Annotated in this window: 19 protein-coding genes; 11 read left to right on the top strand and 8 right to left on the bottom strand. The window is 53.3% G+C overall.

Going from position 1 to position 23,830, the window contains the following annotated elements; all coding sequences use genetic code 11:
- Entirely contained in the window at positions 1-1,200 is a 1,200-nt protein-coding gene (locus ACYCZJ_RS10350) for a malic enzyme-like NAD(P)-binding protein (RefSeq protein WP_461554138.1), read from the bottom strand.
- Between the two features lie 243 nt (positions 1,201-1,443).
- On the opposite strand from ACYCZJ_RS10350, the gene ACYCZJ_RS10345 reads away from it, so the two are divergent.
- The 3 genes from ACYCZJ_RS10345 to ACYCZJ_RS10335 all read left to right on the top strand — a co-directional run bounded on the left by ACYCZJ_RS10345 (position 1,444) and on the right by ACYCZJ_RS10335 (position 5,219).
- On the top strand, positions 1,444-2,538 hold the full coding sequence (locus ACYCZJ_RS10345; protein WP_461554137.1) for an HD domain-containing phosphohydrolase: 1,095 nt from the start codon (positions 1,444-1,446) through the stop codon (positions 2,536-2,538).
- An 89-nt stretch (positions 2,539-2,627) separates the two neighbouring features.
- Positions 2,628-3,059, top strand: a complete 432-nt coding sequence (locus ACYCZJ_RS10340) for a response regulator (protein ID WP_461554136.1) — start codon at positions 2,628-2,630, stop codon at positions 3,057-3,059.
- A gap of 12 nt (positions 3,060-3,071) precedes the next feature.
- The gene (locus tag ACYCZJ_RS10335; RefSeq protein WP_461554135.1) at positions 3,072-5,219 is read left to right on the top strand and encodes an ATP-binding protein; all 2,148 of its coding nucleotides are present in this window, start codon (positions 3,072-3,074) and stop codon (positions 5,217-5,219) included.
- Between the two features lie 4 nt (positions 5,220-5,223).
- Here ACYCZJ_RS10335 and ACYCZJ_RS10330 read toward each other — a convergent pair whose 3' ends face one another.
- Positions 5,224-6,246 carry a crotonase/enoyl-CoA hydratase family protein gene (locus ACYCZJ_RS10330; protein WP_461554134.1) on the bottom strand — a complete coding sequence of 341 codons (1,023 nt, stop codon included), beginning with the start codon at positions 6,244-6,246 and terminating at the stop codon, positions 5,224-5,226.
- 126 nt (positions 6,247-6,372) lie between these two features.
- Between ACYCZJ_RS10330 and acnA the strand changes: the two genes are divergently transcribed.
- From acnA to metG, 3 genes are read left to right on the top strand one after another with little or no spacing between them, the layout of a single operon-like run.
- The gene (gene acnA / locus ACYCZJ_RS10325; RefSeq protein ID WP_461554133.1) at positions 6,373-9,216 is read left to right on the top strand and encodes an aconitate hydratase AcnA; all 2,844 of its coding nucleotides are present in this window, start codon (positions 6,373-6,375) and stop codon (positions 9,214-9,216) included.
- Positions 9,217-9,223: 7 nt separating this feature from the next.
- Positions 9,224-9,595 (top strand): YidH family protein, encoded by a 372-nt coding sequence (locus ACYCZJ_RS10320; protein WP_461554132.1) that lies wholly within the window; start codon positions 9,224-9,226, stop codon positions 9,593-9,595.
- A 59-nt stretch (positions 9,596-9,654) separates the two neighbouring features.
- Positions 9,655-11,700, top strand: a complete 2,046-nt coding sequence (gene metG / locus ACYCZJ_RS10315; protein WP_461554131.1) for a methionine--tRNA ligase — start codon at positions 9,655-9,657, stop codon at positions 11,698-11,700.
- Between the two features lie 13 nt (positions 11,701-11,713).
- On the opposite strand, the gene ACYCZJ_RS10310 is transcribed toward metG, so the two are convergent.
- Positions 11,714-12,589 (bottom strand): LysR family transcriptional regulator, encoded by an 876-nt coding sequence (locus ACYCZJ_RS10310; RefSeq protein ID WP_461554130.1) that lies wholly within the window; start codon positions 12,587-12,589, stop codon positions 11,714-11,716.
- A 184-nt stretch (positions 12,590-12,773) separates the two neighbouring features.
- On the opposite strand from ACYCZJ_RS10310, the gene ACYCZJ_RS10305 reads away from it, so the two are divergent.
- From ACYCZJ_RS10305 to ACYCZJ_RS10290, 4 genes are all read left to right on the top strand, one after another.
- A complete protein-coding gene (locus tag ACYCZJ_RS10305; RefSeq protein ID WP_461554129.1) occupies positions 12,774-14,594 on the top strand; it encodes a chloride channel protein in 1,821 nt (606 codons plus the stop codon).
- Between the two features lie 102 nt (positions 14,595-14,696).
- The gene (gene maiA, locus ACYCZJ_RS10300; protein ID WP_461554128.1) at positions 14,697-15,344 is read left to right on the top strand and encodes a maleylacetoacetate isomerase; all 648 of its coding nucleotides are present in this window, start codon (positions 14,697-14,699) and stop codon (positions 15,342-15,344) included.
- Positions 15,345-15,430: 86 nt separating this feature from the next.
- Positions 15,431-15,874: an HPP family protein gene (locus ACYCZJ_RS10295; protein ID WP_461554127.1), complete on the top strand. Its 444-nt coding sequence runs from the start codon at positions 15,431-15,433 to the stop codon at positions 15,872-15,874.
- Positions 15,874-16,122 (top strand): hypothetical protein, encoded by a 249-nt coding sequence (locus ACYCZJ_RS10290; RefSeq protein ID WP_461554126.1) that lies wholly within the window; start codon positions 15,874-15,876, stop codon positions 16,120-16,122. Before ACYCZJ_RS10295 ends, ACYCZJ_RS10290 begins: the two co-directional genes overlap by 1 nt.
- 343 nt (positions 16,123-16,465) lie before the next feature.
- Here ACYCZJ_RS10290 and dnaE read toward each other — a convergent pair whose 3' ends face one another.
- Entirely contained in the window at positions 16,466-19,912 is a 3,447-nt protein-coding gene (gene dnaE, locus ACYCZJ_RS10285) for a DNA polymerase III subunit alpha (protein ID WP_461554125.1), read from the bottom strand.
- A gap of 68 nt (positions 19,913-19,980) precedes the next feature.
- On the opposite strand from dnaE, the gene ACYCZJ_RS10280 reads away from it, so the two are divergent.
- On the top strand, positions 19,981-20,802 hold the full coding sequence (locus tag ACYCZJ_RS10280) for a sulfurtransferase (protein WP_461554124.1): 822 nt from the start codon (positions 19,981-19,983) through the stop codon (positions 20,800-20,802).
- A gap of 65 nt (positions 20,803-20,867) precedes the next feature.
- On the opposite strand, the gene ACYCZJ_RS10275 is transcribed toward ACYCZJ_RS10280, so the two are convergent.
- From ACYCZJ_RS10275 to tatA, 4 genes are all read right to left on the bottom strand, one after another.
- Positions 20,868-22,070, bottom strand: coding sequence for an ammonium transporter (locus ACYCZJ_RS10275; protein ID WP_461554123.1), 1,203 nt, complete (start codon positions 22,068-22,070; stop codon positions 20,868-20,870).
- Positions 22,071-22,327: 257 nt separating this feature from the next.
- Positions 22,328-23,152 carry a twin-arginine translocase subunit TatC gene (tatC, locus tag ACYCZJ_RS10270; protein ID WP_461554122.1) on the bottom strand — a complete coding sequence of 275 codons (825 nt, stop codon included), beginning with the start codon at positions 23,150-23,152 and terminating at the stop codon, positions 22,328-22,330.
- The gene (gene tatB / locus ACYCZJ_RS10265) at positions 23,149-23,580 is read right to left on the bottom strand and encodes a Sec-independent protein translocase protein TatB (RefSeq protein ID WP_461554121.1); all 432 of its coding nucleotides are present in this window, start codon (positions 23,578-23,580) and stop codon (positions 23,149-23,151) included. The genes tatC and tatB overlap by 4 nt, the downstream gene beginning before the upstream one ends.
- Positions 23,581-23,604: 24 nt before the next feature.
- Positions 23,605-23,820, bottom strand: a complete 216-nt coding sequence (tatA, locus tag ACYCZJ_RS10260) for a Sec-independent protein translocase subunit TatA (protein WP_461554120.1) — start codon at positions 23,818-23,820, stop codon at positions 23,605-23,607.
- Positions 23,821-23,830: the final 10 nt, after the last annotated feature.

Raw genomic sequence — 23,830 nt, 5'->3', positions numbered from 1 at the left:
TTACTCCTTTGCCGCTTTCACGACAGCGGGCGGGATACGCTCAATCAATCGCGCATCGAATGGCTTGGGCAGGATATAGTCGCGTCCGAATGACAATTCGGTCAACCCATAAATGGCCAGTACATCGGCCGGTACCGGCTCGCGCGTCAAATCCATCAGCGCCTGTACTGCAGCAATCAACATTTTTTGAGTGATACGTTTGGCACGGGCATCGAGCGCCCCGCGGAAAATGAATGGGAAACCCAATATATTGTTTACCTGATTCGGGTAATCAGAACGCCCTGTCGCCATAATGAGATCGTCGCGCGCCGCATGAGCTGCCTCGGGGGTAATCTCGGGGTCCGGGTTAGCCAGCGCAAATACCACCGGCTTGTCCGCCATGCTCTTGATCATTGCCGGGCTTACCAGATTGGCTGCTGACACACCGATAAAGGCATCCGCGCCCTGCATCGCATCGGCCAGTGTCCTTGCATCCGTATCTGCGGCAAAGAAAGCATGATGTGGCGGCAAATCAGTCATGCCTGTATGCAACACACCCACCTTATCCACTACCAGCAATTTGGATTTGTCCGCACCCATGGCCAATAACAAACGCAAGGATGCGTTACCTGCCGCACCGGCACCCAGACAAACGATCCTTGCGTCCGCCAGCTTTTTCCCCTGTACATGCAATGCGTTGATCAGGCCGGCACAGATGATCACCGCCGTACCGTGCTGGTCATCATGGAAAACCGGAATATCGAGCCGCTCGGATAAGGCCCGCTCGATCTCGAAACAATGCGGCGCCGCGATGTCTTCCAGATTGATACCACCGAAAGTAGGTGCAATATTCACCACGGTATCAATAAATGCCTGTACGCTGGGCGCATTGATTTCAATATCGAATACGTCAATTCCGGCAAAACGCTTGAACAGCACCCCCTTACCTTCCATTACCGGCTTGGCGGCCAACGGTCCCAGATTGCCCAACCCCAGAATCGCCGTACCGTCGGTAATCACCGCGACCAGATTACCTTTGTTGGTATAACGATAGGCCAATTCAGGGTCAGCGCCGATCTCGCGGACCGGTTCAGCTACCCCGGGACTATAGGCTAGCGAGAGCTCATGCTGGGTCGCGCAGGGCTTGGAGGGTTCAACGGAAAGTTTGCCGGGTTTGGGAAATTGATGGTAATCGAGCGCTTGTTGTTTAAGTGAGGACATGAGATTCCGGGATGCTTGATTGTGCAGTGGTTAAAATGAAGCAAACAATCTATGCTTACTATGAGCAGACTGCGTGGATTATACTCGCCGCGCTTGAGATCATGTGTTTTTTATAAAAATCATATGGTTACATAATAATTTCCGAGACCGCCAATCGTTATGTATGTGACAGCAAGTAAAACCGCCAGATGGAATAAAGCTTCAACCAGCCTTGCCGATAACATTAATATGAATGGCATCCCCATGTCGAATCTCCACCAAGACGGCATTATGACCAATTTCGATTTGCCCGCAACAGGCACCGTCCTGATCCTGGATGATCAGGCGACCAGCCGTACCATCCTCGCCCAGGTGGTACGCGGTATTGGTCCCGGCATTACCGTACATGAAGAAACGTCACCCTCGGCAGCATTGGCCTGGGCAGTCACCCAGCCCGCCGATCTGGTATTGGCGGATTATTTAATGCCAGACATGAATGGCGTCGAGTTCATCAAGCGCTTGCGGCTGTTACCCGGTTACCAGCTTGTCCCGGTCATCATGATTACCATCAAGCAGGATATGGAAACGCGTTATGCCGCGCTGGACGCCGGGATGACCGATTTCCTGACCAAACCTGTGGATATGCGCGAGTGCCTGTCCCGCTGCCGGAATCTGCTGACATTACGCCAGCAACAGCTCGCGCTGGAAGACCATAGCCGTTTGCTGGAAACCAGGGTGGTCCAGGCCACTGAAGAAATCCACCGCCGCGAAAAGGAAACCTTGATGCGTCTTGCCCGTGCCGGCGAATATCGCGATACCGATACGGCCAGGCATTTGCTACGCATGTCGCGCTATAGCCGCATACTGGCGGAAGCTTTCGGGTTATCTGAAGAAGAGGCTGAACTCATCGAACTTGCCGCACCACTGCATGACATTGGAAAAATCGGCATACCGGACAGCATCCTGCGCAAGAATGGGCCGCTTTCGGAAGAAGAGCGCGCCATCATGCGTCAGCATCCGGTAATTGGTCACGACATTCTCGAAAACAGCCCATCCAAATACTTGCGGCTGGGTGGGGAAATTGCCCTGGCTCATCATGAACGCTATGACGGATCGGGTTATCCCTATGGTATTTCCGGTCAGGAGATACCTCTCTCCGCACGCATCGTGGCAATCGCCGATGTGCTGGATGCCCTCACTTCGGTACGACCCTACAAGGCCGCCTGGAGCATTGAATCAGCCATGCAGTATATTCTCACCCAAAGCGGCCGGCATTTCGATCCCGAACTGGTGAAAATCATGCTTACACTGGGTGCAGCCGTACAAAAAATACAACTGGAATTTGCCGATCCGGACTAAGTTTCGTGTGTCAGGCTATATAAATCTGCGCCATGATGCTGGTATCCTTTACCTCCCCGAATTTATGTTCTTTCGAACTTTTTAGCCCCATGTCAGTCCGCAATATACGCAGTGCCCCTAGCTATCGCCAGACCGTGCTCATCATTGATGACCAGCCTATGGTGGTGGCAATTCATACTGCCATAATGAAATCCCTCGCCATGGATTTACGCATCGTATCCATGACCGACCCCAAGACCGCTCTCAACTGGCTGGGTCAAAAACAGGTAGACCTGATTGTGACCGATTACCGGATGTATCAAATGGACGGGATCCATTTCATCAATACCTTACGCAATTCAAGAACCGGGCTCATGTGTCCGATAATTGTGGTAACGGCGCTAAAAGACGACAATATTCATCGACAATTGCTGGCGGCAGGTGTCACAGCCTGCCTGACCAAACCCGCGCGCGCATCCCAGTTGTCGAAAATAGCCCGGACCTTGCTCGAGAATGGCAGGCGGCAATACACAACACAGTAAAGTTGGCAGACAATGACCATACTGGAAAAAATCAAAATCCGGACCACCGATCACCTTGTCCATTGCGACAGGGTCGAACTGGAACAGTCGCTGGTACGGCTGGGTATGGGAATAGCCGTTTTTGCCTACCTGTTACTGTATTACTACTTCACCCAGGCCACACTTAGCCGCAACGAGACTATCTCGTTTATCGTTCTCAGCTCCTTCCTGGTACTTTCTGCGGCACTGATCGTATCCATTCTATACAATTGCAAACCCTCTGCCATACGCCGCCTGGTGGGGGCCTGGGTGGACATAGGCACTGTCACGTTACTGATCGCCTTTACCGGTGAAGTCGGTGTGCTGCTGGTGGGTGTTTATTTATGGGTCATATTTGGCAACGGATTTCGCTACGGAAAAAAATATCTGTTTCACTCCCAGATATTGAGTATTGCGGGCCTCGGCGCTGTTATTCTGGTCACCCCGTACTGGAAAAACCACCCGCCCATTAGCTATAGCGTAATGGTGATGTTGGTCGTCTTGCCAATTTATGTTGCCGCCCTGATTGGACGCATGAACGAGGCCAAGAAAAAAGCCGAAGAAGCCAATGCCGCGAAAACCCGTTTTGTGGCCAACATGAGCCACGAGATTCGCACGCCGCTCAATGGCATTATCGGCATCGGCACCCTGTTTAAAGCCACCCCGCTTAATAGCGAACAACGGGATCTACTTGACACGCTCGACAGTTCTTCCAGGCTACTTGTATCCCTGCTGAATAATGTACTGGATTTCGCCAAAATCGAAGATGACAAACTGACTCTCGATCACACCGGCTTTTCCGTTAATAAACTGCTGGAAGAAACGGTGAAGATTTTTCAATCCCAAGCGGAAGCCAAGCACATCCGTCTGGATACCCATATTGAAACCGCGGTGGACGCGCTACACGGTGATCCCCACCGTCTGCAACAAGTGCTCGCCAATCTGGTAGGTAACGCCATCAAATTCACCGAACAGGGTGGTGTCAGCGTAGCCGTCACCATGCTCGAAGAAAACGAGCTTCACTGTAAGCTGCGCTTTGAAGTCGCTGATACAGGTGTAGGCATTCCCACCAGCGCACAAGGGAAAATCTTTGAAAGTTTCACCCAGGCAGATATTTCTACCACCCGCCGGTTTGGCGGCAGCGGGTTGGGGCTGACGATCACCAAGCATCTGGTGGAAGCCATGGGTGGACGACTCTCATTCGAAAGCGCGGAAAATATGGGCAGCCGTTTCTGGTTTGACATCGCGCTGGAAAAAACGCTACAGACCGAGCCCGACGATACCCAAACCGTCCAGGTACACGCTACACGGGATGCCAGTCTTGGCAGTTCGTTGCGCATCCTGATCAGCGAGGATGATGCGACCAACCAGAAAATATTGCTGCGCTTGCTGGAACTGGCTGGCCACCAGACTTCTCTGACCACGAATGGTGAAGAATTACTCGACCAGCTTGAGCAGGCGAGTTTCGACCTGGTCATCGCCGACCTCAATATGGCTGGCATGAGCGGAACGGATGCCTTGAAGCTTTACCGCTTCACGCACCCGGACGATACCCACACCCGTTTTATACTACTTACCGCGGATGCGACGCCTGGCGCGCGCCAGGCAGGCAGGGAAGCCGGATTTGATGCATTCCTGAACAAACCGGTGGATGCATCGACATTATTTAACACCATTGCAAATCTGCTGGGTATGCCCGCCACAACTGCGGAAAACTGGCTGAATACCGTCATGGGGGGTATGACTCGCCATTCAGCTCAAGTCAGCACACAAACGAATCCGGTGCTGGATGCCGCCACACTCAGCGAGCTGGAAATTCTGGGTGCAGGAGATACCTTGTTTGTACAACGCCTGTTACGCAATTACCTGCGCGATTCAGGCGAATTGCTGGACAAAATTGAACATGCAATCAAACACAAACAATACGGTGTACTACGCGACCATTGTCACGCGCTTAAGGGCAATAGCCTGAGCATCGGCGCCCGAGGCGTCTTCAGTCGCGCGGAAACCATAGATCAGGCAGACCCGGGCGAACTGCGCTTTCGCGGTGTCGCGATGGTTGGCCTGTTAAGAACAGACTATATAGCCGCGCGGACTGCCATCGAAGATTATCTCAGCCGACGACAGACAGCCACGCGCTGAGACCTCATGCGGTCATCGCCTGCTCCATGACCGGATCCGCCGCTTTACGGTTCTGCGCCCGTACCAGACGTTCCATGATCTTGAGATCACGTTCACTCAAGCGTAGCGCCGCATCAACCCAAATCTCGGTGATTTCGTACAATTCTTCTATCGTGAGTGGATTGACACGTTGCTTGGCACGTTGAATAGCCTGGAAAGAATTCAGCGAACGGTGATTTTTACGTACCCAGTCGTACAGGGCTTTTTCACCCTGTCCATCTTCCGCCAGCACGTCTGCCACGCCCATCTCGTACAGTTCTTCTCCTGTGTAGACCTTACCTGAGCGCACCATGGCTTCGGCTGCTCGCATCCCGATCTTGCGCGACAGAAAGCTCAATGCACCCATGCCGGGAAAAAGATTGAATAACACTTCCGGCAGGCCCATACGAGCGCTTTTTTCCGCAATCATGATATGCGTCGAAAGCGCACCTTCAAATCCTCCTCCCATCGCCTGTCCCTGAACCAGGGAAATCGTCGTGATCGGGGCCTGCATGTTATAGAGCGTCCAAACGTTGTCGATACACAATCTGGCATAGCTCAATAGTTCTTGACGCGTTTGAGTCCTGATTGCGTCACCGAACGCGGCCAGATCACCACCCAGGTTAAATACGCCCGGTAAGTCCGATGCCAAAACCAGGTAGTTTGTCTGCTGAAAATTGCCATTCGAAACGGTGGGACCTTTCAGATTTTCATGATAGGTATGGTGTTCAAGCAAGTTCTGTAGTGTTGTCTTGGTGAAACACGGCCTGGGTTCGGGTCGCATAAATGACCAGGCAATACCGTATTCCTCATCAAAACGGGTACGTACCTGCTCAAAATTAGTATTATCGTATTGCTGGAATTCCACTACTGCATTCATCATTTTCTCCTGGAGTTGGGATGGATCTGTCCGCCGGCGCACATGCGCACTGCCAGTCGTATCACAAAAATATTTCGGCGTAAATAAACCCGTATAAACAAAAAAATATTTGCAATGCTCATCGTACAAAAGTCTTGCACCGCGATGTGTATCAATCGGTATTGAGGCTTATTCCATGCAGTTTTCGTCAGCACGACTTTTTCGTTTCGCAAAGTACGGTAAAATCATGACATTTGGATTCCGGGCTTTTTTACCATGCACGCACCTCACCAGTTGTTCGACACGCTCTCCGAATTCCCGCTCGGTAATGGCAGCATGGGGAAGTTTTACTCGCTCCCCGCACTGGAGGCTGCCGGGATAGGGAAAATCTCGCGTTTGCCGGTATCCATCCGCATTGTGCTGGAAGCGGTGCTGCGCCATTGTGATGGTAAAAAAATTACCGAACAGCACATCCGCCAACTCGCCAACTGGCAGCCCAATGGTCCGCGCACCGAGGAAATTCCCTTTGTAGTCGCGCGTATTCTGTTGCAGGATTTCACCGGCGTGCCACTCCTGGCTGACCTGGCAGCGATGCGCTCGGCTACAGCGAAGGCTGGCAGAGACCCGAAAATGATCGAACCGCTGGTGCCTGTGGATATGGTGGTTGACCATTCCGTTCAGGTGGACGTATTCAACCAGCCCGACGCACTGCAAAAGAACATGCAACTGGAATTCATCCGCAACCGCGAGCGTTACCAGTTTTTGAAATGGGGCATGCAGGCATTCGATACCTTCAAGGTCGTGCCACCCGGCATTGGTATCGTGCATCAGGTCAACCTGGAATACCTGGCGCGCGGCGTTATGGAAAAGGATGGCATACATTACCCGGATACCCTGGTGGGCACCGACTCGCATACCACCATGATCAACGGTCTGGGTATCGCCGCCTGGGGTGTGGGCGGCATTGAGGCCGAAGCTGGAATGCTCGGACAACCCGTTTATTTCCTTACACCAGACGTTGTGGGTGTAAATCTCACCGGCCGGATTCGTGAAGGCGTGACCGCTACCGATGTGGTGCTGACAGTCACCGAAATGCTGCGCAAAGCCAAGGTCGTGGGCAAGTTTGTCGAATTTTTCGGTATGGGAGCCGCTGCATTGTCGCTACCCGATCGCGCCACGATTGCCAATATGGCACCGGAATATGGCGCAACCATGGGTTTCTTCCCGGTGGATGAGGCCACCTGTGCTTATTACGCCGCCACCGGGCGCAGTGCGGAACACGTCGCTACAATCCGTAATTATTTCCAGGCACAGGGCTTGTTCGGGATTCCGGATACGGGCGATTGCGACTATTCCCAAGTACTTGAAATTGACCTGGCTAGCGTGGTACCCAGTGTAGCCGGGCCACGCCGTCCGCAGGACCGGATTGAACTGAATCATGTCAAAAACAGCTTTGCCGGGCTGTTCGTCAAACCGGTTGCCGAAGGTGGCTATGGCAAGACGACTACCGAACTGACGCAACGTGTTGCCCTTACACCCGCGCCAGCCGGTACGGACATATCAGGCGGCGGCGTGCAAAACGCGGATGCCTTGCCTGCGGGCGGCACCGATCCGGCAGTAGTAATCGAACGCGAGATGGTAGACAACCGCCCGACGCCCGACCATCTTGCCAGCAATGCGATCTACACAGCGGCGCAAGGCGGCTCACTCGGACATGGCGATGTGGTCATTGCTGCAATCACCTCATGTACCAATACCTCCAACCCCAGCGTCATGCTGGCCGCCGGGCTGCTGGCGAAGAAGGCACTGGAAAAAGGTCTGACCGTATCACCCCACGTCAAGACATCGCTTGGTCCCGGTTCACGCGTGGTAACCGAATATCTGCAGGCCGCCGGCCTGATGGATGCGCTGGGAGACATGGGATTCAAGCTGGTAGGCTACGGCTGCACCACCTGCATCGGTAACTCCGGCCCCCTGCCCGCCGCTATCGAAACCGCCATTACCGATAACGATCTGATTGCTGCTTCTGTGCTCTCCGGCAATCGCAATTTCGAAGCGCGCGTGCATCAGAACGTGAAGGCCAATTTTCTGATGAGCCCACCACTGGTGGTTGCCTATGCCATTGCCGGCACCATGAACAAGGACCTGTCCAAGGAACCTCTCGGAACCGGCAGCGACGGCGCGCCAGTATATCTCAAGGACATTTGGCCGTCTCTCGACGAAATTTCCGCAGTGATGGGCACCGCGACCAACCCGGATACCTACCGCAAGCTTTACGCGGATTTCAACTCCGAAAACCCGTTATGGGCAGCCGTGCCCGCACCAACCGGCGCAGTTTATGAATGGGAGCATGATTCCACTTACATCCAGCAGCCGCCGTTTTTTGACGGTGCCGCAGGCGACAGCGGCGTGATCCTGGGCGCGCGCGCGCTGGCGGTGTTTGGCGACTCCGTCACCACCGACCACATCAGCCCGGCAGGCTCGATCAAACCCAGCTCCCCCGCTGGTAAATTTCTGCTGGCGCATGGTATTGAGCGCACCGACTTCAACAGCTATGGTGCCCGCCGCGGCAACCATGAGGTCATGATGCGCGGCACTTTCGCCAACGTTCGTATCAAAAATCTGATGTTGCCAGGCAGTGAAGGCGGTGTAACCAAACACCAGCCAGACGGCACTGAAATGGCGATCTACGATGCAGCCATGCAATATAAAACAGCCGGCACGCCGCTGATGATCTTTGCTGGTGAAGAATACGGCACCGGTTCCAGCCGCGATTGGGCGGCCAAAGGCACACGCCTGCTGGGCGTGAAAGCCGTGGTCGCCAAGAGCTTCGAACGTATCCATCGCGCCAATCTGGTGGGGATGGGCGTGCTGCCATGTCAGTTCAAGGAGGGTATGGGCGCAGATACGCTGAAACTGGATGGCAGCGAAACTTTCGATCTGCTCGGACTGGAAAACGGCATCTTGCCTCAGCAGGATGTGATACTGGCAATCCACCGCGCAGATGGATCCACCGATACGACAACAGTAAAACTGCGCATCGATACGCCGATCGAAGTGGACTACTACCAGAGCGGTGGTATTCTGCCCTTCGTGCTGACGCAATTACTGGCTGGCTAGAAACCCCGTGTCCGATCTCAACGACCCACGCGTGTTTTTCGCCGCAGAGCGCACCCTTCTGGCGTGGAATCGCACTTGCCTTACGCTGATGGCATTCGGGTTTGTGGTGGAGCGCTTTGGTCTATTCCTGCATATGCTTGCGCCGCATGCTTCGCAGCAACTGCAACGCGGTGTCTCGTTCTGGGTGGGCCTGGGTTTCATCCTGCTCGGCAGCCTGATGGCTGTGCTGGCCGTAATCCAGTACCGGCGTGTGCTACGCACTCTCAAACCGGTGGAAATTCCGCACGGCTACTGGGTCAACATGGCGGCGCTTTCCACGCTGCTGCTTGCCGTACTCGGCATTGTGCTGTCAGCTTATTTGACCATGGGACTCAAATAAATTTCGCGTATAACCGTTCAACAATAAGCTCTCTATTGTCTCAATAAAAATTGACTCCCATGACCCGCAAAATTCTCGTCACCTCCGCCCTGCCCTACGCCAATGGCGCCATCCACCTCGGCCATCTGGTGGAATACATCCAGACCGATATCTGGGTGCGCTTCCAGAAAATGCACGGGCATGAATGCTATTACGTGTGCGCCGACGACACCCACGGCACGCCCATCATGCTGCGCGCCGAGAAGGAAGGCATCACGCCGGAGCAATTGATCGCACGCGTGCACGATGAGCACTTGCGCGATTTCACCGGTTTCCACGTCGGTTTCGACAGCTATCATTCGACCAACTCGGAGGAAAATCGTGAATTGTCCAGCACGGTTTATCTGAAGCTACGCGAAGCCGGGTTGATCGAGAAAAAAACCATCGAACAATACTATGATCCGGTGCGGGAAATGTTCCTGCCGGATCGTTTCATCAAGGGTCAATGCCCAAAATGTGGCGCGCAGGATCAGTATGGTGACGGCTGCGAAGTATGCGGTGCGACTTATTCCCCCACTGATCTGGTCAACCCGGTCTCTGCTGTGTCCGGCAGCACGCCGGTACGGCGTGAATCCGAACATCATTTTTTCAGGCTCGGTGCGTGCGAAGCGTTTTTGCGCGAATGGACGCGCTCCGGCGCGCTCCAGCAAGAGGCTGCCAACAAACTGGACGAGTGGTTTACGGCAGGACTCCAAAACTGGGACATTTCGCGTGATGCACCCTATTTCGGTTTCGAGATTCCCGATGCGCCAGGCAAGTATTTTTATGTCTGGCTGGACGCGCCCATCGGCTATATGGCCAGCTTCAAAAAACTCGCCACCGCTAAATATCTGGACTTCGATGCCTGGTGGGGAAAGGATAGCAGCACCGAGCTGTATCACTTCATCGGCAAGGATATTCTTTATTTCCATGCGCTGTTCTGGCCCGCCATGTTAAAGAACGCTGGTTACCGGACGCCCAGTGGCGTATTTGCGCATGGGTTTCTTACCGTCAACGGTGCCAAGATGTCCAAGTCGCGCGGCACCTTCATCACGGCTGAAAGTTACCTGTCCAGCGGCATGAACCCGGAATGGCTGCGCTATTATTACGCCGCCAAGATCAACGGCAGCATGGAAGACCTGGATCTCAATCTGACTGACTTCATCGCCCGGGTAAACAGCGATCTGGTGGGTAAATACGTCAACATCGCCAGTCGTACTGCTGGTTTTATCACCAAGCGTTTTGACGGAAAGCTGGCAAGTAGCTTGCCTGCTTCTGAATTGCTCAATGAAGTTCAACGCGCTGACACGCTCATCGGCGAATGCTATGAGACGCGCGATTACAGCAAAGCACTACGCGAAATCATGCGCCTGACCGATCTTGTCAATCAGTATGTCAACGACAACAAACCCTGGGAACTGGCCAAACAGGAAGGTAGCGAACTGCTATTGCATGAAGTCTGCTCGGTCAGTATCAACCTGTTCCGTCTGCTCACCTTGTATCTCAAGCCTGTGTTGCCCAAGCTCTCTAGCGAAGTGGAAGCCTTCCTCAATATCGCCGCATTGACTTGGGCGGATGCCGGTACGCTGCTCACCGGCCACCGTATCAACTCGTACCAGCATTTGATGACGCGGGTTGAACAAAAACAGATTGATGCCCTGGTAACTGCCAACCAGCAAAGCCTGGAAGTCAGTAAGGATACGCATTCTCCGGCGCGTCACGCTGAAGCTCAAAGCCATGTCATTGCTCCCATAGCTGACACCATTACGGTGGATGATTTCGCCAAGATTGATTTGCGGGTTGCGAAAATCGTCAACGCCGAACATGTGGAAGGTGCGGACAAATTGATACGTCTGACCCTGAATATTGGCGAAGGCAAAACACGCAATGTTTTTGCCGGCATCAAATCTGCCTACGATCCGGAAAAACTCATTGGGCGCATGACCGTGATGGTCGCCAATCTGGCCCCACGCAAGATGAAATTCGGCATCTCGGAGGGGATGGTTCTGGCTGCTTCGGGCGAAACCCCCGGTTTGTATATCCTGTCCCCGGATGAAGGCGCCGTGCCAGGTATGCGCGTGAAATAAGGTCTTGGAGCTATCAGTTGACAACATCCTTGCCGATCGATATGCGTCGTTCATCGCGCCCCAAACGCCTTAATCCCTCCAGCGCCTGTTGAAGAAAGCCGTCATTGCGCGATAGCGGGTACACCATGTGCGCCGTCACCGAAAAATGAGGCGAATTCGATACGCGATGCAAACGTTTTTCGGCCAGGAGTGTTCGCACCATACGCACCGGTAAATACGCCGAGCCACCGGCCATTAAAAGTTGCTGGATCCCAATCCAGCCAATATTGGCGCTGAGCGCCGGCGCCGGGTGGTCCGGGAAATGGACGGAGAACTGATGAAAAAACTCGGTGCCCCAATCCACATGGATATAACCCGGGTCCGGCCAGGGACGCATTCCATCGGTGGTCACCAGGATCAGCGTTTCATCAAACAGCCGCTCCTGGCCCAAACCCGGACGCGATTCAGGGGTATACATCAAGCCAATATCCAGTGTGTTCTGTACCAATCCATGCATAATCCCCTGCTCAAACCCGATTTCAAGACGCAGCGAAATGGAAGGCGCGACTTCCCGCATCCATGCCACCCAACACGGCAAAAAATTTTCCCATAGCGCGATTCGCCCGCTCACTGTCAGCCCACCGGAATAACCTTCCGGCAACCCCACATCCTGTCTGGCAATATCTGCGGTGCGTACCAATGTCTGGGCATGGCGCACAAAGCGTTGCCCTGCGCCAGTCAGGCTTGCACCCTGCTTGCCTCGGGTGAATAATTTTGCGCCCAGTTTTCTCTCCAGATTCTGGATGCGTGCACTCACCGTGGACTGGGTAACGTGGAGCTTTTCCGCTGCCCCCTGGAAATTGCCAATAGCCACCACTTGAAGAAACGTCCGCGCCTGCTCAATATCCATCTATCGATAACTCCGATATAAAGCCCCATAATATTTCGTTTTTCTTATAAATAAAAGCACTCTAGACTGCTGGGTTTTCGAATTGCTTTAACCAACACATTCCCCAGAATGTACGTAACCGAGATGTGTGCGGACTATCCCACCACCGTCTGAAGGAAAGCACTACACCTTCAAGGAGAGAGTCATGCGCAAACATACCAAGTGGATAGCGTCCACAACCGAAGGCTTGCCCGTCACCCCCTCGCTAGCTCCATTACTCGATGTAGCCCATGTTTCCGGTCATGCCACAGGTATGGATCGGCGCATGTTTTTTATCTGTACGCTGGCTTTTGGCATTAGCATTATTGCGGCTGTCATAGCGCGGGGATTGATATCACTGATTGGTTTCATTACCCACCTGGTTTTTTACGGTGAACTGAGCTGGCATCCTGCCAACCCGGCGAACAACCATTTGGGTCTGTGGGTAGTGGGGGTACCGGTGGTGGGGGCGCTGATTGTCGGACTCATGGCACGCTATGGTTCGCAGGCCATTCGCGGGCACGGCATCCCGGAGGCGATGGAGCAAATACTCACCAATCGTAGTCGCATACCTGCTCGAATTTTGTTCCTGAAACCACTGTCTGCAGCTATTTCCATCGGTACCGGCGGACCTTTCGGTGCCGAAGGACCCATTATTGCGACGGGCGGAGCGCTGGGTTCAGTGGTAGGTCAGTGGGTGCGAGTTACGGCGGACGAGCGCAAAACCTTATTGGCCGCGGGTGCGGCAGCCGGTATGGCGGCTACATTCGGCACACCGCTGGCGGCCGTGCTGTTAGCCATCGAGTTGCTGTTATTCGAATTCCGCACCCGCTCCTTGCTGCCCGTAGTAATAGCCTGCGGAACCGCCGCCATCGTACGCGCCCTATTCACCGGCTTTGCACCTTTCTTTTCGATGCCCGCTCTGGCGTGGCCAACAGTGCCAACACTGGTTGCTTGCATACTGCTGGGGGCCATTGTAGGTGTGGTATCAGTTGGCGTAACGCGTGGGGTATATGCGGTTGAAGATGCTTTTGAGCATCTGCCGCTGCACTGGATGTGGTGGCCAGCACTGGGGGCAGTGGTCGTGGGGCTGATAGGGTACATCGCACCGCGTAGCCTGGGTGTTGGCTATGACAACATCAGCGATGCATTGAGCGGGAATCTGGTCGGTCCCACACTATGGATGCTTGGCGCGGCCAAGTTAGTGTCATGGATGGTATCGCTGGGCAGCGGTACTTCTGGCGGCACCTTGGCGCCGCTGATGACCGTCGGCGCATGCCTGGGCGCGTCTCTGGGCCACATCTTTGCTGCCGTCCTGCCCGGCTTGGCACTGGATCCACGGCTAGCTGCGCTGGTCGGCATGGCAGCCATTTTTGCGGGTGCTTCGCGTGCACTGTTCATGTCCATCGTATTCGCATTGGAAGCCACCTGGCAGATGGCGGGACTGCTACCGTTATTGATCGGTTGCAGCGCCGCCTATCTGATATCCAGCATGTTGATGAAGCAAACCATCATGACTGAAAAGATCACACGGCGTGGCGTAAACGTACCCGTTGATTACAGTGCGGATGTTTTCATGCAGATGCGTGTCGCCGATTATATGCATCAATCCGTTGTCACCCTCCTTTCCACTGATACACTGAAAAAAATACAGACATGGCTAGCAGAAGGCACATCGGACACCCTGCATCACGGCTATCCGGTCGTGAACGAAGAGAAAAAACTGGTCGGCGTGCTCACTCGCAAAGATCTTTACCAAGGCAGTCACCTTCCGCACTCAACGCTCTCGCAACTGGTTCAACGCAAACCTTTGACGATACGCGCAGCAGCCAGCCTGGCCGTCGCCATCGAGCTGATGTCCGCATGGGATGTAGGCCGACTGCCGGTAATCAACGAATCCGGAAAACTGGTGGGTATGCTTACTCGCAGCGATTTACTCAAAGCTTACCGTCATCGTTTGCTCGAGCAATATCACAAGGGGCATTAAGCAGCGACATATCAAATTATTGCCAGCTTTCCGGACAACACAACACCCATCGCGACAGCAGATCGGGTATTTCCAATTCCGAGACACATGACAGGAGTAAATATGATGCAATTATTCAGTTTTTTCAGCAGTTCAACTGCATTCCGGGTGCGGATCGCACTTGCTCTCAAGGGTGTCGCTTATGAATATAAAGCGGTCAATCTGCGTGCCGGTGAGCAACACCAATTGTCATTTCTCGAATGTAATCCTTCGGGTGGCGTTCCGGCTCTGATTCATGATGAATTTAATCTGGGGCAATCATTGGCCATACTTGATTATCTCGATAACAGCTATCCGCAGCCAAGACTGATTCCGGCAGATCCGCTTCAACGCGCCAGGGTGCTCGAACTGGCCCATGTGATTGCTTGTGATATCCACCCCGTCAACAACCTGCGGGTGCAGCTGTATCTGAAAAATACGCTCGGCGTGACCGAAGCGCAGAAAAATACCTGGTACCGTCACTGGGTAGAGCAAGGTTTTACAGTCGTGGAGCGCTTGCTTGAAGCGCACGGCAGTTCACTCTACTGTTTCGGCCCTGCACCCACGCTCGCCGATTGCTGCCTGATTCCACAAGTCTGGAGTGCGGCGCGCGCCGGGAGTGATGTTTCATCTTATCCACGCATCCAGGCGATCTATCACCATTGCATGAGCCAGCCTGCTTTTATCCAGGCAGTCCCCGAGAATCAGCCGGATGCACCGCAACCGGCCTGATTCGCGCATTTTTTGCCGCTAATGGGCCATCCCCGAGTAGCGTCAACTCCTCTTCAAGAGAAATCCGGCCCTTAATGAAACGTATCATGAAGAAATTCAGCAGCACCTCCCTGTATCAGCTCCCCTTGCCCGGCCACCGTGAAAAATGGATTTCAGGCTTGGGGGGTACCATTGGGATTGCTTTGACCCTGCTGATAAGTCAGCTTGCACCCGGACACCATGCCATTCTTTTGGTCGCTTCGATGGGCGCCAGCGCAGTACTGCTTTTTGCGGTGCCCCACAGCGCCTTCTCAGCGCCTTATGCTGTGCTCGGTGGTCACATGATCTCCGCCGTGGTCGGCATTGCTTGCGCATTGTTCATACCTTATACAGCAGCCGCCGCACCACTAGCCGTGGGACTTGCCATTATCTGCATGTATTATTTGCACTGCATCCACCCACCGGGTGGTGCCACCGCATTTTTTGCTGTCACGGGTGGGCCGGCTGTGCATGCCTTGGGATTGGAGTATGTATTTTGTTCCCGGTCTTGATGAATGCCGCCATCCTGGTCGTCGTGGCGGTAATCTTTAACCATTTATTTCGCGCCAAACAGGCGGCGCATGCGGCAGAAGTGGAATCCCATCTTCATCTACCGGAAAAATATCTGATCCGCCACAGTGATCTGGTTTACGCTCTTTCCGAAATACAATCCTACATTGATGTAAATGAAGAGGATTTATTGCATATATACAACCTTGCGATCAAGCATGCCCACCCAGGCGAAACTCAGATTGCCTGACGGTAAACCGAGCCGGCACAGCAGGGCCTGAGCAAAGGATGGCCCCAGATATTGCCCCGCAGTACCGATCAATTATTCAGGAATTCCAGGCAAAAAAATGCCCGGCGCGTAATCGCTGCCGGGCGAAATCCTCTTATTAAGGAGGAGGAGGAGACAACACTGAGCTCTTGGGAAAGAGCTGAAGATCAGCGTTATAAGTATTTTCTAATATAATTACTTTCTTGTCAATTATTTTTTGAAATATTCAGCAGCCACACGCATCATTAGACCTTATCCATTTGATTTATTGAATAAATAAAAAACGAGTGAACTAGCCACCCGTTTTAAACAAGAAGAAACCAACTCAGAATTCGACTAAAACATTCTCCCTGCTTAACCAGCCATTCAGCCCTTCCAGCAAACCATCGTGCAGTGCGACCCGCCACTTGTCCCCCAGCGCAAGTTCACATCGGGCGTCCCCGTTATGATATTCAATCCTTACCGGACAGCCACCCTCATCGATACGGTAAGGTTGCAGGATATCCAATAGTCGATTGGCGCTGGATTGCCCGTTCATGGCAAGTTTGAGCGATTTTGCATATCGGGTACGAGCTGTAGTGAGGTCGTATAACTTGTCCACCATGATCCGTACGCCACCAGAGTAATCATCCTTGGACACTTTGCCTTCCACCAGCAACAGACGGTCTTCTTTGAGCCACTCCCGATGGCGTTCGAATACCTCATTGAAAACCGGAACTTCAAGTACTGCGCTTCCGTCGTCCAACTGTACAAAAGCCATTTTTCCGCGCCGTGTCATCTGTGTGCGCAACGCAGAGATAATCCCCACCAGCAATACCGGATTAGGGCCGGGTACAACATCCTTAAGGCGCAACTTGACCAGCCCGGCCAGTTCCGGTGCATAGGCATCGAACGGATGGCCGCTGAAATAAAATCCCAGCGCAGTTTTTTCCTGCAACAACTTTTCTTTCTCATGCCAGCGGGGCACATCAGCCAGGCCAGGCTGGTTGTCAGGATGGCTGTCAAGATCGCCAAACAGGCTAACCTGATTGATATCAGCCGCTGCCTGCTCAGCCAGTTCCAGCGCCATACCGACCGAAGCCAGCAACGCCGCGCGATGATCGTTTATGCTGTCGAACGCTCCCGCCCGAATCAGTGATTCCAGCGTGCGGCGGTTGACACTGCGTTTATCCACGCGCCGCACAAGATCAAACAGGTCTTTAAATGGGCCATCTTTTTCGCGATCTGCCACAATGGCACTGATCGCTGCCTCGCCGGTGCCTTTGATGGCACCCAGACCGTAGCGAATCTGCTTGGCGTTCTCCGGAGCAAAGCGGTAGCCGGACAGATTGATATCCGGCGGCAAGACTTCCAGACCATTGGTCAGGGTATCTTCGTAAAAATTCTTTACCTTGTCGGTGGCGTCCATATCTGCCGACAAAGTCGCCGCCATGAATGCCGCCGGATAATGCGCCTTCAAATAGGCGGTGTGATAAGCCACCAGTGCATAAGCAGCCGAGTGGGATTTATTGAAGCCATAGCCGGCGAACTTCTCCATCAGATCGAAAATGTAAGTAGCCTGTTTGGCGTCAATTCCTTTGGCTACCGCACCGTTGACGAAAATATCGCGGTGCTCGGCCATCTCTTCGGCTTTTTTCTTGCCCATGGCTCGACGCAGCAAATCGGCGGACCCCAGCGTATAGCCGCCCATGACCTGGGCGATCTGCATCACCTGTTCTTGATAAACAATGACGCCATAAGTGGGCTTGAGGGTATCTTCCAATGTCGGGTGCATATAGTCCACCCGTGCCTTGCCATGCTTGCGGTTGATGAAGTCATCCACCATGCCCGATTCCAGCGGGCCGGGACGAAACAACGCCACCAGTGCCACTACATCCTCGAAACAATCCGGCTGCAGGCGCCGGATCAGGTCTTTCATGCCGCGCGATTCGAGCTGGAATACCGCTGTGGTATTGCAAGCCTTCAACAGCGCGTAGCTGCGCCGATCATTCAATGGCAGGGTTTCCAGGCTGAATGGTGCTTTGCCATCGGGCGACAATGCAGCCACATAACGCATCGCCCAATCAAGAATGGTCAAGGTGCGCAGGCCCAGGAAGTCGAATTTCACCAGACCCGCTTTCTCGACGTCATCCTTGTCGAATTGCGATACCGCAGAATCCGAGCCTTCGGCAATGTAGAGCGGGCAAAAATCGGTAAGCTTGCCCGGCGCGATCAATACCCCGCCTGCATGCATGCCGACGTTGCGGGTCAGATCTTCGAGCTTCTGCGCCAAGTCGAACAACTCGCGCACATCTTCTTCGTTGTCGTAACGGTCCTTGAGCTGCGGCTCGGTTTCCAGCGCTTTTTGCAACGAAACCGGCTTGACCCCCTCGATGGGCACCAGTTTGGAGAGCTGGTCGCACAGTAGATACGGCATGTCGAGCACACGCCCGACGTCGCGGATCACTGATTTGGAACCGAGGGTACCAAAGGTCACGATCTGCGATACGGCCTCACGCCCATACTTGTCCTTGACGTAGTTGATGACGCGTTCGCGCCCATCCTGACAGAAATCCACGTCGAAGTCGGGCATCGACACACGCTCAGGGTTCAGGAAACGCTCAAACAGCAAGTCGTACGGGATAGGGTCAATATCGGTAATGCTGAGCACATACGCAACCAGGGAACCCGCACCGGAACCACGCCCCGGCCCCACCGGTACGCCGTTATGTTTAGCCCAGTTGATGAAATCCGCCACAATCAGGAAATAACCCGGAAAACCCATCTGGATAATGGTTCCAAGTTCGAATTCCAGGCGCTCCTGATATTCAGGATAACGCTGGTTGCGTTCACCCGCATCCGGGTACAACACCGTCATACGTTCGGCCAGGCCTTGCTGGGAACGTTCCCTCAGGTGCTCGTCCAGCGTCATGCCAGCCGGCGTAGGGAATTGCGGCAGCATGCTTTTGCCGAGTTCCATACTCAGCGAGCAGCGTTTGGCGATTTCCACGCTGTTGACCAGCGCTTCAGGAATATCGGCGAATAGTATTGCCATTTCCGCCCGGGTTTTAAAATACTGTTCTTCGGTAAATAAGCGCGGACGGCGACGGTCGGCCAATAATGCGCCTTCGGCAATACACACGCGTGCCTCGTGCGCCTTGAAGTCCTCGCGAGTGGGGAACTGAACTGGATGGGTGGCCACTACCGGCAAATCCAGCGTCAGTGCCAGCGGCAATGTGGCCTGCAAACAGTTTTCAGCTTCTGCGTGGCCGCTGCGCTGGATTTCCAGATAATAACGATCCGGAAACAACGCCGCCCAGCGGCTCGCTGCTGCTTGCGCGGTATCATTATTGCCGGCCAGCAGCGCCTGCCCAACATCACCCAGTTGCGCGCCGGACAGGGCAATCAGCCCGATGGTACCGCTTTCACCAAACCATGCCTGGCGCAGTTCCGCACGGCCGCGGTACATGTTTTCCCGGTAGGCGCGGGTTAACAATTCAGACAAGCATCGAAAACCGTCCCGGTTTTGCGCCAGCAGCAAAAATCGGCTGGGCCGGTCGCGATCGGCATCATTGCTGATCCACACGTCGCAACCCAGAATGGGTTTGACCCCTTGGCTGCGTGCGGATTGATAAAACTTCACCATCCCGAATAAATTGGATAGATCGGTCAAGGCCAGTGCTGGCATGGCATCCGCTACAGCACGCTGTACCGCGTCGTCGATGCGCACAATGCCGTCGCTGATGGAATATTCGGAATGCAGGCGGAGATGGATAAATTGGGGATCAGGCATCCGCTGATTTTACCCGGTTGCGGCAGGGTATAATACCGTCTGTTTATAAGCTGTTGAATCTCCGAATCATGCCAGCCATTCTTAACATCGCTGCTTACCGTTTTGTGCCACTGGAAGACCTCCCCTCTCTGCGCGAGACCTTTCGTGAACGAACGCGCGGGCTCAAGGGTACCGTGCTGCTCACGCCTGAGGGCATCAATATGTTCCTGGCCGGCGCTGCAGCGGAATTGGAAGCCTTTATTGACTGGCTCACCACGGATGCGCGCTTTGCCGATATCGCCATCAAACGCAGCATGTCAGACGAGATGCCGTTTAACCGCATGCTGGTCAAGCTGAAAAAAGAAATCATCACTTTCCATCAGCCCGATTTCGACCGGACCAGTCACCCTGCACCGCAGCTTCCAGCCAGCGAACTGAAACAATGGTATGACGAAGGCCGCGAATTCATCATCGTGGATACCCGCAACGATTTTGAATACCAGGTTGGCACATTTAAAAATGCCGTGAATCTCAAACTACATAGTTTTGGTGATTTTGCAGCGGCGACTGAGCAACTCAAGAACTATCGCGACATGCCCATCGTTACCTTTTGCACCGGCGGTATCCGCTGCGAAAAAGCGGCCCCATTCATGGCTGGCCTGGGTTTCAATCAGGTGTATCAGCTGGAAGGCGGCATACTCAAATATTTCGAGGAATGCGGCGCAGCACACTACGACGGCGAGTGTTTCGTGTTCGACAAACGCGTCGCGCTCAATGGCGAACTCAAACCAACGCAAACCAATATGTGCTTTGCCTGCCGCAGCATACTGACGCCGGAAGAGCAGCTCACCGCAGACTATGTGATGGGTGTATCGTGCCCTCACTGCGCGCATAAGCAAGCTGTCGCCTGACTGAGTATCTCTGCACCTTGCAGCACAGATGCGAAATGGCGGCCGGCAGGCCGCTAGTTAATTGATCACCAGCTTGTTTCGCGTTCTGCGGTCGCAGAAATCTTGTGCACGGCCAGGTCCGCGCCATTGAATTCATCCTCCTGGCTGAGACGTATCCCCACAAACACTTTCAGCAAACCATAAACTATAAAACCACCGATCAAAGCAACGGCGATACCCAGCAGGGTACCCAACAGCTGGGACATGAAAGAAACACCACCGAGTCCGCCCAGTGCCTTCATTCCGAATATTCCGGCAGCCAAGCCTCCCCATGTGCCGCATAAACCATGCAATGGCCACACCCCCAGTACATCATCTATCTTCCATTTATTCTGGGTAATGGTGAACATCCACACAAACAATCCACCGGCGATGGCACCCGTTGCCAGCGCTCCCAAAGGATGCATCACGTCCGACCCGGCACAAATGGCTACCAGACCTGCCAGGGGACCATTATGGATAAAGCCCGGGTCATTACGCCCAAAAACCAGCGCAGCCAGCGTGCCACCGACCATGGCCATGAGCGAATTCACTGCAACCAATCCGGTAATCTTGTCTATGGTTTGTGCTGACATTACATTAAATCCGAACCAGCCCACTATCAGAATCCAGGCACCCAGCGCCAGAAAAGGAATACTGGAAGGTGGATGCGCAGCGATCTCGCCATTCTTACGATAACGTCCATGCCGAGCACCCAGCAGCAGCACGGCTACCAGGGCAATCCAGCCCCCTACTGCATGCACCACCACAGAACCTGCAAAATCATGAAAATTGGCGCCAAAACTGGTTTTCAACCAATTCTGAAAACCATAATGATTATTCCAGGCGATGCCCTCGAAAAACGGGTAAACAAAACCAACAAGCGCAAATGTTGCCGCAAGTTGCGGAATAAATTTGGCACGTTCCGCAATACCGCCTGAAACAATCGCCGGAATCGCCGCCGCAAAAGTCAGCAGGAAAAAGAATTTAACCAGTTCGTAGCCGCTTTTGGCTGCCAGCACTTCAGCACCACTAAAAAAAGTCACGCCGTAGGCAATGCTGTAGCCAATAAAAAAATAGGCCATCGTGGATATACAAAAATCAGTCAGTATTTTTACCAGTGCGTTTACCTGATTTTTTTTGCGCACTGTTCCCAGTTCGAGAAAAGCAAAGCCGGCATGCATTGCCAGAACCATAATGGCTCCCAGCAGGATAAACAGTACGTCGCTGGAATTTTTTAAATTTTCCATATCGCCTCCAAAATATAAATCCGAACTTCTAAAGCAATTTTTGAACCAAAATATTTATTCTTTTAATAACAAATAGATGAGTATTTATATTAAAAAATATAACAATAATGAGCACTAATAATGTGCATTAATAAATTAATTGCACAATTTAAGTGCATTCCGATTTCCAAGCAGCTTGGGCCTGCCAGGAACTTTACGAACAGCAATAGAATAGGGGAATAGGCGGGGAAACCGAGTAAGCAACCCAGCGTTAGAAATTATTTTTCGCGACGCTTGGCGTCCGGATCCAAATCGATCCCATCCAGTTCGCGATCCATTTCCTCTTCGGAAAGAGGATGATAAATCTCGGACTCGACTGGTTTTGTTTTGGAAATAAAACTGGCCGCAATGATGCCCAACTCGTACAACAACCACAATGGCACGGCAAGCATGGTTTGTGAAATGACGTCTGGCGGTGTCAGAATCGCGCCAACGACAAATGCGCCCACAATCACGTAAGGCCGAATTTCGCGTAACTTGGCAACGTTCACGACACCAATTTTGACCAGTATTACGACCACGACCGGCACTTCGAAAGTCATGCCAAAAGCCAGGAACATGGTCATCACAAAATCAAGGTATTTACTGATATCCGTCATCACCGCCACCCCAACGGGCGCAACGCCGGTTATAAAACCAAACACCACCGGAAAGACCAGAAAATAAGCGAACGCCATACCGCAGAAAAACAGCACCACGCTGGCGACAATGAGCGGCACGCCCAGACGCTTTTCGTGCGAATACAAACCTGGCGCAATAAACGCCCATATCTGGTACAGCACGTAGGGCAAAGCGATCAGGAAAGCCGCCATCAAGGTTACTTTGACGGGCACCAGAAACGGTGCAGTTACCTCGGTGGCAATGAGCTGCCCCCCCTTGGGCAAGGCGTGCAATAGCGGCTCAGCCAGTAGCGTATAAAGCTTGTTTGCCCAGTGAAACAAGGCAAGAAATACCAGAATCACAGCAATAATCGAGCGCAACAGGCGGTCGCGCAACTCGATCAGATGGGAGATGAATGTTTCCTGCGAAGTGGTGTTGCTCATACTTTGGATTTATTGGTGTCGGTCATGCTGTGGCCAGGCTGCGGTGAACTGACGGGTTCCAATTCCAGTTCAGCTTGAGGTGAATCAATAAAAGGAGTCTCCGCTACGGCCGGATCATGCGCTACAGCGTTGGAAGTTTCGGCTTCTGTAGGGACGATTCCTTTAATGGCTTTTTCCGCATCGGCTATTTCTGTGCTGATCTTATTTTCCGTTTGCTCCAGACTCTGCTTGAATTGCTCGCCGGCTTTTTTTAATTCATCCAGCTCCATTTCACGGCTGATGTCGGATTTAATGGTCGATACATAGCGCTGCAAACGTCCAAGCAAATGCCCGGCAGTGCGCGCAACCTTGGGCAATCGCTCTGGGCCAATCACAATCAGTGCAACCACACCGATCGCTGCCAGCTCGGAGAATCCAATATCAAACATAATTCAACCTGCGCAAAATTACGCTCAGACTTTGGTTTTTTCTTTAACTTCGCCCTCAATTGTCTGACCATGACTGGCGGGGCTGTCAACTTTGTTCTGTTCGCCTTCCTTCATAGCCTCCTTGAAGCTCTTTACCGCGCCACCCACATCGCCACCAATATTGCGCAGTTTCTTGGTGCCGAATACCACCAGCACAATAGCCAGAACGATTAGCCAATGCCAAATGCTGAAGCTGCCCATGATTAGTCTC

It is taken from the genome of Sulfuriferula sp. (assembly GCF_054605375.1).
The sequence above is the reverse complement of the archived record's forward strand: the minus strand, read 5'-3'. Positions and strand labels throughout refer to the sequence as shown.